Below are 6,520 nucleotides of genomic sequence, written 5' to 3'. Positions count from 1 at the left end.
CCTCCCAGATCGGTACGGGTTTCAACGCCGTCCCCGCCCGGCACGGCGTTGAAACCCGTACCGATCTGGGAGGAGGTGCCCGAGCTTCCGCGGCGGTTCGCGGTGCACCCCGCCTACGACTTCCGTGCGGGTGCCCCCGACGTGACCCACTTCCCCTTCGACACGTGGCGCCGCCTGGTCTCCGAGCAGCTCCGCGGCACCCGGGCCGAGGTGCTGAGCTACGGCGACCCGCGGGGGCACGCCGGGTTGCGGGAGGCCATCGCCCGCCAGGTCGGCCTGTCCCGTGACGTCCGTGCCCGGCCCGAGGACGTGCTGGTCACGAACGGTTCGCAGCAGGCGGTCGAGCTCGCCGCCAGGGTCCTGCTGCGGCCGGGGGACCGGGTCGCCGTGGAGGACCCGGGCTACCCCCCGCCGCGGCACCTGTTCACCACGCTGGGGGCACGCCCGGTCCCGGTTCCGGTCGACGAGGAGGGGTTGCGGGTCGACGCGATCCCCGACGACTGCCGTCTGGTTTATGTGAGTCCCTCGCACCAGTTCCCGCTGGGTACCGCGATGTCCCTGGCCCGCAGGCTCGAACTGATCGCCTGGGCCGACCGCCGGGACGCGGCGATCGTCGAGGACGACTACGACAGCGAGTTCCGCTACACCGGGCGGCCGCTGGAGCCGTTGCACAGCCTGGACACCACCGGCCGCGTGCTCTACGTCGGTTCGTTCTCGAAGGTGCTGCTGCCCGCGCTCCGCCTCGGGTTCCTGGTGGCACCACCGAGCCTGCGCACGGCACTGGGCAAGGCCAAGTACCTGACGGACTGGCATTCGCCCACCGTCGAGCAGGCCGCGCTGGCGCGCTTCATGGAGGAGGGCGGCTTCACGCGCCACGTTCGGAAGATGCGCCGGGAGTACCAGGCGCGGCACGAGACGGTCAGCCGGATCGTGCGACGCGATTTCGCCGGCCACCTGACCCTGGTGCCTTCGGCGGCAGGCCTGCATCTGACTGCCCGCGGCCGGGTGCCGTCCCGTCCGATCGTGCAAGCGGCACGGCGGGCGGGCGTGTGGCTGTACCCGCTCGGCGACTTCACCGCGAAACGGGACGGACTGGCGGGCCTGGTCTTCGGTTTCGGCGCCATCCCGCTCGGGAAGATCGAGCCGGGGCTGGCCCGGCTACGAGAGGTCTTCGACGGCCAGGGCTAGACCACGGTGTCGTGGGCGTGTTCGCCGAACTCGGCGGACCGCACGCGGGCCACCTGTTCGTACCTTCCGACCCGCTCGGTCCAGGCCGTGGTGACTCCGAAGGCCTTCGCGGTGAACCCGTTCGCGCTGATCGCCTCGCGCACCTCCTCCCGCTGATCCGGCGCGAGCACGCGGAGCGGCGAGCCGATGGCCGTGGTGTGCGGCGGCACGAAGAACTCGTCCGGCACCTCGGTACCGGCGTGGACGAGCGCGCCGACCGCGACGCACGCGCCCGGGCCGAGCCGGGCGCCCTGCAGCACCGTCGCCTGGGCGGCGAGGTAGCAGCAGCGGCCGACGACCGCTCCCAGCACCGTGGTGTGCGGGCCGACGAAGGCGTGGTCGCCGATCACCACGGGATGCGGGGGGTGGGTCACCGCGGTCGCGCGCAACACGCTGTGTTCGGCCACCACGGCGGTGGCCCCGACCTCGATCCGCGACCCTTCCGCATCCAGGACCGCGCCGTACATCACGCGCGCGTGCGGGCCGACACGTACCGCACCCACGAGCGTGGCGTTCGGGGCCACATAGGCGGTGGGATCGATGCTTGGCATCGCGCCCCGGTGCTTGACCAGCATGTTTCCAGGCTGACTCCCCGCCGCCGCCGGGTGCTGGCGGAAATCGGACGTCATCTTCGTCCGGTTCACGACTTCCGCGCCCGCCGCCCGCACCTTACGCTGATGTGAACCACATCACTTCCCGGAGGTGGCGGATGCGGATCGCGGACGTGTTGCGCAACAAGGGCACCGCTGTGGCCACGGTGCCTCCCGAGGCCACCGTGACCGAACTGCTCGCCGGGCTCGCCGAGCACAACATCGGCGCCATGGTGGTGGTCGGCCCGGAGGGGGTGGCGGGCATCGTTTCCGAGCGTGACGTGGTGCGCAAGCTGCACGAGCACGGCGCCGAGGTGCTGTCCCGGCCCGTGTCCGAGATCATGACCCGGCTGGTCGCCACCTGCACGCCCCGGGATTCCGTGGACGATCTGACGGTACTGATGACGCGCCGCCGCATCCGTCACGTCCCGGTCCTCGACGGCGCGCGGCTGGCGGGGATCGTCAGCATCGGCGACGTGGTCAAGACCCGCATGGAGGAGCTGGAGACCAGCCAGGAGCAACTCCACGCCTACATCACCCGCGGCTAGACAGAGCCCTGTTTTGGCCGAACCCGGCGATCGCACGGTCACGGGAAGGTGCGATCCTTCGGGCGCTCCCAGCCGGTGATGAGGCGTTCGATGTCCGGCCAGATCCGTTCGCGGGCCTCGGTGCGGGGCACACCGGCCATGAGCAGCGCGTCGTAGTCGGTGTTTTCGTGCCGGACCGAGGCGATCACGGCCAGCCGTACGGCGTTCTCGTCCAGGGCGCGGCCCGCCGCCGTCCGCCCGATCCGGCCACTGCCGCGGGTCCCGGCGTGTTCGGCGATGGCGCGGGCCCGGTCCGGGGGGCAGCCGGGGAACAGGCGCCGGATCTCGGCGGCCATCGCGGCCTGGAACTCGACGTCCTGCTCCGCGCGCCGCTCCGCGTCGCGCTCACGGCGCCGTGCCCGGATGTCCTCGTCGGCCAGGCACTGGTCCTCGGCCCGCTCCAGTGCCGCCCGTTCGACGAGGATCCCTTGCCGCTCATAGCGTTTGCGGCGCCGGTTGAACCGCATCACCAGCGCGGAAAGCGTGCTCTCCTTCTTCGCGCGCCGGGACAGGGCGGCGTTGCCCGAGGGCAGGAACAGCAGGTGGTCGAAGTCCGCACAGGACAGGCACAGTGACGCGTCGTCCTCCATGAACCGGAGCACCCCCGCTCGCCAGTGCACCCCGCAGCCGGCGCAGACCCAGTTGTCCACCGAGACGAGCACGACCAGATCGGGCGCCTTGTTCTGCCGTTCCTCCAGCCGTTCGCGCTGCTTTTCCGACAGCCCGGGCGAGACCCAGTGCGTGCGGAAGGCGCGCTGCGTCACTTCGTCGTCGGTGAACACGAGGGGCCGCTTGTCACGGGTCCCCGCGAGATAACCGGCCTCGCTCGGGTCGAGGCCCCGTTGCCGCGCCCAGTCCCGCAGGTGGTCCAGTGCGGCCCTGGCCTTCGGTTCCGGCACCGGGAGAGCCTCGGCCAGCGGGCCCGTCCGGCCGTGGCGCCAGTCCTCGACGGTCACCGACGTGAGCCAGCCCAGTGCCACGAGCACATCGACGGGGGCCACGTAGCGGCGGGCGCGCAGCGCCGCCTCTGCCGCCTCGGTCACGCGTTGCTGGAGTTTGGGCTTGTCGGACATGGTGCGGTGCAGTCTAGTGAGTGGGTCAGGGCCGCATGAGGCCACTGCGGTAGGCGAGTGCGACCGCCTGGGCGCGGTCGCGAAGGCCGGCCTTGGCGAACAGGTGGTTGACATGGGTCTTGACGGTGGCTTCGCTGATCACCAGCGTGCGGGCGATCTCCACATTGGACAGACCGGTCGCGATCAGGCGCAGGACTTCGAGTTCACGCGCCGTCAGCCCCTCGATGGCACCCGTGCCCGGCTCCTGGCCCCGCCCGGCGGCGGCGACCAGGCGCTCCTGCAGACCGGAGTGCAGCGTGGACAGGCCCTGCGCGGCCGAGCGCAGCGCGTGGCCGATCACTTCGGCGTCGGCATCCTTCGTGAGGTACCCCCGGGCACCGGCCCGCAGCGCCGACAGCAGCGAATCATCGTCGGAGTAGGTGGTCAGGACCACCACCTCGGTACCGGGACACTCGGCGCGGACGCGGGCGGTGGCGGTGACCCCGTCGCAGCGAGGCATCCGCAGATCCACCAGCAGCACGTCCGGCCGGTGCGCGGCGACCTGGGCGAGCGCCTCCAGCCCGTCGGCCGCCGCGCCCACCACCTCGATGCCCGGCAGCAGGCCGAGCAGGGTGACCAGCCCTTCGCGCACCACGGCCTGGTCGTCGGCGACGACCACCCGCAGCGGGGTCACGCCGGTACCGCCAGGCGCACCCGCCATCCGTCCTCCCCGGGTCCGGTGGAAAGCCGCCCGCCGAGCAGAGCGGCGCGTTCGGCCATCCCGCGCAAACCGTAGCCCGCGGTGTCCGCCGGCGCCGGTGCCCTGCCCTGGTGGTCGGTCACGGTGACTTCGATCCCGTCTCCGGTGAACGACAGCGCCACGTGCACGGAGGCGCCGGGTGCGTGCTTGCGGGTGTTGGAAAGCGCTTCCTGCACCGTTCTGAGTGCCGTGGTCGTGGCACCGGCGGCGACCGGTCTGGGAGTGCCGCTCACGGTCAGTTCGCCGGACGCGCCGCTGTCCAGGCGGTAGCCCGCGAGGAGGTCGGCGATCGCGCGGTCAAGGGGCACCGGGTCCTCCCGCAGCGCCGCGACGGCTTGACGGGCTTCGGCGAGCCCGTCGGAGGCCAGCCGCTGGGCCCGCTCGATCTGGGCGAGCAACTCCGCGCTCGCCCCGTCGCGCACCAGCATCAGGCGGACACTTTGGAGGTTCAGCGTGAGCCCGGACAACGAATGGGCGAGCACGTCGTGCAGGTCCCGTGCGATCCGGGCGCGCTCGGCGAGCGCGGCGGCCAGCGCGTGCTCCTCCGCGGCGGTCCGCGCCCGGGCCAGTGCCAGTGCGGTCTGCTCCATCCGGGCGGTGCGGCTGCGGCGGTTGAGGCCCAGCAGCATGATCACACCGACCATCGCGAGGTTGAGCAGGGCGTCGCGGATGTTCGTCTCGTTGCGCAGGTACAGCACGATCAGCGTGGCGGCCACGCTCACCGAGACGCCGAGCCCGGAGCGGATGGTGAGAAAGCGCGCGGCGTAGAAGACGGTGGTGAACGTGACCACGGAGCCCAGGCCGCCGTGGGGCTGCAGGATCCACAGTGTCCCGCTGCTGGCCGCCAGTACGGTCAGTGAGACCGGCAGCACCCATGGCGGCCAGGCCGGCAGCCACAGCAGCGGGAGCGAGGAGAGAAACGCGACGGCGGCCACGGCGCCGGTGACCGGAGTCAGCGCCGGGACCATGCCGATCAGTGGGAGCGCGACGAACAGCCAGCGCAGTGACTCCAGTACCGGCGCGAACCGTTCCCGCGGGATCTCCGGGTTCATGCCCCTCAGCATGCCCAATGCGGATCAGCGGTGGTCGACGGCGAGCGCGGAGGCATCGGTGGCGACGGTCAGCCCGGCCCGGCGCGCCTTGGCGTGGACGACCGCGTTCTGGATGGCGAGACTCAGGCCCAGCGACAACCAGAGCGAGCCCGTGGTCAGCGCACCCAGGGCGCCGAAGCGGGCGCCCAGGACGGCGAGCCCGACGCGGATCGCGACCGTCGCCAGCCACAGCACCAGTGTCGGCGTGCCGCCCTTCTGGAAGGCGTACCCGTCGCGTTCGCTGACCCTTGTGGTGGCTCCCCGCGCGATCCCCAGCGGCGCCAGCACCAGCAGATCCGCCGCGGTGAAGGCGATTTCGGCGGCGGAGGCGTGCGGTAGTTCGGGTACGCAGTTCGCCGCGCCGATCACCAGCAGGAGGGCGGGGCCCAGCACCATGCGGCGGGTGGTCAGCGTGCTGCCGCGGACCTGCCGGATCACCACGCGCCAGAGGACGAAGACGGCGAGTGCGACGTCAATCAGGATCTGCAGGGGTGCCACGGGTTCTCCTCGGTTGTCGGGCTGGGCCGAGACTCCCGCGAACGGGCCCCGCGCCGCATCGGAGCGGAGGTGGGTTTCCGGCATCCACCCCGGGGTGGAGCCGATTTGTACGGAACGTGTACCGCTGCCTGCTTCGCTCGGGCCGATTCCCCGAGCGAGGAGGTAGGTATGAGCAGAGCGCGCCGGCTCGCGGTACTGGCCGCGACGGCCGTGTTGTCCGCGATGGGGGTGGTGCTGGCGGGCGGGACCCCGGCACTGGCCGCCCCGAACTTCCAGGTTCCGTTCCAGTGCGGTGTGACGGTGACGGCCGCGACCTTCAGCGGCCACAGCCCGGCGAACGCCGTGGACTTCCAGCGTGACGGCATCACCGGGATGCCGGTGCTCGCGGCGGCATCCGGCACCGTCACCCGCGTGGAAGATCTCGGCTCCACGAGCTACGGAAAGTGGATCGAGATCGACCACGGTGGCGGCTGGCGGACGCGGTACGCGCATCTGTCCGCCCAGCAGGTGTCGGTGGGGCAGTCGGTCGGGCAGGGCACCCAGATCGGCAAGGCGGGGGCCACCGGCGGGGTGACGGGCCCGCACCTGCACTTCGAGGAGAACCTCAACGGGGTGACGCAGAAGGCGGTGCTCAACGGGGTGGCCGTTCCCTATTACGGGCACACCTTCTTCACCAGCAAGAACAATTGCGGCGGCAACCCGTACACCCCCGAAC

At 71.7% G+C, this 6,520-nt stretch carries 8 protein-coding genes; 3 read left to right on the top strand and 5 right to left on the bottom strand.

Going from position 1 to position 6,520, the window contains the following annotated elements; genetic code table 11:
• A partial coding sequence (pdxR, locus tag FNH05_RS28825; protein WP_144591997.1) for a MocR-like pyridoxine biosynthesis transcription factor PdxR occupies positions 1-1,188 on the top strand: 1,188 nt, incomplete at its 5' end.
• Here the strand turns inward: pdxR and FNH05_RS28820 are convergent.
• A complete protein-coding gene (locus FNH05_RS28820) occupies positions 1,185-1,802 on the bottom strand; it encodes a gamma carbonic anhydrase family protein (RefSeq protein ID WP_144591996.1) in 618 nt (205 codons plus the stop codon). The two genes, pdxR and FNH05_RS28820, sit on opposite strands and share 4 nt — an antisense overlap.
• A 134-nt stretch (positions 1,803-1,936) precedes the next feature.
• Here FNH05_RS28820 and FNH05_RS28815 point away from each other — a divergent pair, with 134 nt between their 5' ends.
• Positions 1,937-2,365: a CBS domain-containing protein gene (locus FNH05_RS28815; protein WP_144591995.1), complete on the top strand. Its 429-nt coding sequence runs from the start codon at positions 1,937-1,939 to the stop codon at positions 2,363-2,365.
• A gap of 38 nt (positions 2,366-2,403) precedes the next feature.
• Here the strand turns inward: FNH05_RS28815 and FNH05_RS28810 are convergent, their stop codons facing one another.
• Genes FNH05_RS28810 through FNH05_RS28795 form a run of 4 tightly spaced genes read right to left on the bottom strand, consistent with a single transcriptional unit; the run spans position 2,404 to position 5,805 of the window.
• Positions 2,404-3,477: a DUF2293 domain-containing protein gene (locus tag FNH05_RS28810; RefSeq protein ID WP_144591994.1), complete on the bottom strand. Its 1,074-nt coding sequence runs from the start codon at positions 3,475-3,477 to the stop codon at positions 2,404-2,406.
• 25 nt (positions 3,478-3,502) lie between these two features.
• A complete protein-coding gene (locus FNH05_RS28805) occupies positions 3,503-4,177 on the bottom strand; it encodes a response regulator (protein ID WP_144591993.1) in 675 nt (224 codons plus the stop codon).
• Positions 4,147-5,268, bottom strand: coding sequence for a sensor histidine kinase (locus FNH05_RS28800; protein WP_246127997.1), 1,122 nt, complete (start codon positions 5,266-5,268; stop codon positions 4,147-4,149). The genes FNH05_RS28805 and FNH05_RS28800 overlap by 31 nt, the downstream gene beginning before the upstream one ends.
• Positions 5,269-5,292: 24 nt before the next feature.
• Positions 5,293-5,805: a DUF1453 family protein gene (locus tag FNH05_RS28795; protein WP_144591992.1), complete on the bottom strand. Its 513-nt coding sequence runs from the start codon at positions 5,803-5,805 to the stop codon at positions 5,293-5,295.
• 168 nt (positions 5,806-5,973) lie between these two features.
• Here FNH05_RS28795 and FNH05_RS28790 point away from each other — a divergent pair.
• On the top strand, positions 5,974-6,520 hold a 547-nt coding region (locus tag FNH05_RS28790; RefSeq protein WP_144591991.1), incomplete at its 3' end, for a peptidoglycan DD-metalloendopeptidase family protein.

Origin of the sequence: Amycolatopsis rhizosphaerae, from assembly GCF_007713715.1 — a bacterium.
GTDB lineage: Bacteria > Actinomycetota > Actinomycetes > Mycobacteriales > Pseudonocardiaceae > Amycolatopsis_E > Amycolatopsis_E rhizosphaerae.
The sequence above is the reverse complement of the archived record's forward strand: the minus strand, read 5'-3'. Positions and strand labels throughout refer to the sequence as shown.